This is a genomic window from Microbacterium sp. zg.Y909, assembly GCF_024626565.1.
Genome location: NZ_JANJFJ010000573.1, coordinates 1 through 1,988 on the forward strand (window position 1 = coordinate 1; position 1,988 = coordinate 1,988).

The following is a 1,988-nucleotide window of genomic DNA, read 5'->3' on the forward strand; positions in this document are numbered from 1 at the left end:
GCCGGTGTGGGGCTGAACCTGCAGGCGGCATCCAACGTGGTCCTCGCGGAGCTGTCGTGGACGGCGGCCGAGCAGACCCAGGCGATCGACCGCGTGCACCGCATCGGCCAGGGCGAGCCCGTCACCGCGTGGCGCATCATCGCGGCGCACACGATCGACACCAAGATCGCCGAGCTCATCGACTCCAAGCAGGGCCTCGCGGCGCGTGCACTGGACGGCGAGGCGGCGGAGGCGGCATCGACGGACTCGGTGCAGCTGTCGGCTCTCATGCATCTGCTGCGGCGGTCGCTCGGCGGCAGCTGATACCCGCTGCCGCCGACGCGGCCTGATTATCGACGCGGTCCCGCCTTCCGGCGGGGCCGCGTCGCATTTACCCCGGCCCTCACGTCTGGCAGGTGATCGCGTGCGGCGATAGTGTCGAGGAAGGCAGCGTGGCCGCACCATCACTGAACAGCTGACAGCAAGGACGTTCCATGAAGATCGGCATCCTCACCAGCGGCGGCGACTGCCCCGGCCTGAACGCGGTCATCCGCGGCGTCGTGCTCAAGGGCACCACCGCCTACGACCTCGAGTTCGTCGGCATCCGCGACGGATGGCGCGGCGTCGTCGACGCGGACTTCTTCCCCCTGACCCGCCACGAGGTGAAGGGCCTGTCGAAGGTCGGCGGCACGATCCTCGGCACCAGCCGCACGAACCCCTACGAGGGCCCCCGCGGCGGCGCCGAGAACATCGCCAAGACGCTCTACGGCCACCGCATCGACGGCATCATCGCCATCGGCGGCGAGGGCACCCTGGCCGCAGCGAACCGACTCTCCAAAGACGGCATCAACGTGCTGGGCGTCCCCAAGACGATCGACAACGACCTTCGGGCCACGGACTACTCGTTCGGCTTCGACACCGCCGTGAACATCGCCACCGACGCGATGGATCGCCTTCGCACCACCGGTGACTCGCACCAGCGGTGCATGGTCGCCGAGGTGATGGGCCGCCACGTCGGCTGGATCGCACTGCACGCCGGCATGGCCGCCGGCGCACACGTCATCTGCATCCCCGAGGTGCCGATGTCGATCGACGACATCTGCGAGCAGGTATCCAAGGCCCACGACCGCGGCCGCGCGCCACTGGTCGTCGTGTCGGAGGGCTTCAAGCTGTCCGGCATGGACGAGGCCTACAGCGACAAGGGACTGGATGCCTTCAACCGCCCGCGCCTGGGCGGCATCGGCGAGATCATCGCGCCCGAGATCGAGCGCATCACCGGCATCGAGACGCGGGCCACCGTGCTCGGCCACATCCAGCGGGGCGGCTCGCCCTCGGCGTTCGACCGTGTGCTGGCGACCCGCCTGGGGCTGCACGCCGCCGACGCCATCATGGACGGCGCGTGGGGCCAGATGGTCTCGATGAAGGGCACCGACATCGTGCGCGTCTCGTTCGAAGAGGCGCTCGGCGAGCTCAACACCGTGCCCCTGTATCGCTACGAAGAGGCCGCCGCGCTCTTCGGCTGAGTTCGCGCGGCGGGGCGGCGGCCCGGGTCGCGCCTGGCGCGGTGCGCCTGCCGTGACTGCGTCTGGCAGCACCACGGGTCGCAACTCCTCAAGAATCGGCGCTCCCGGCCGCAGTGACCGGTTTCCGCCGCCAGGTTTCCTGGTCTTGAGGAGTTGCGGCCCGCTGGCGCCGCTTCGCGCCCGCGCGCGACGTACGCCGCCCGGTCGCGGCTGGCAGCCTGTGTGCAGCAACTCCTCAAAGGTGGACGACCCTAACGGAAGCAACCGGTTTCCCAGGCCGCCGAGCCCGAATGTTGAGGAGTTACCGCGCGCCGGCGCCGGTGTCGACGCCGCCGCCCCAGCGAATACTCACTCGCCGTCGGCGACCCGCAGCACGTCCAGCAGCCAGGCGAGCTCGAAGGCACGTTCCTTCCAGGAGTTGTACCGGCCCGAGACGCCGCCGTGGCCGGCGACCATCTCGCACTTCAGCAGCGCGTCGGCGCCGAC

General features: G+C 70.0%; 2 protein-coding genes. Both read left to right on the forward strand.

The features are described 5' to 3' along the window. Positions 1 to 303, forward strand: a 303-nt coding sequence (locus tag NQ160_RS22995; RefSeq protein ID WP_257517335.1) for a helicase-related protein, incomplete at its 5' end; no start/stop codon positions are given. Positions 304 to 473: 170 nt separating this feature from the next. Continuing rightward, positions 474 to 1,502, forward strand: coding sequence for a 6-phosphofructokinase (locus NQ160_RS23000; protein ID WP_257517336.1), 1,029 nt, complete (start codon positions 474 to 476; stop codon positions 1,500 to 1,502). The last annotated feature ends 486 nt before the right edge of the window (positions 1,503 to 1,988 follow it).

Excerpts from the sequence above, each read along its gene's own strand:
- NQ160_RS23000 (WP_257517336.1), top strand. The coding sequence starts at position 474 with ATGAAGATCGGCATCCTCACCAGCGGCGGCGACTGCCCCGGCCTGAAC.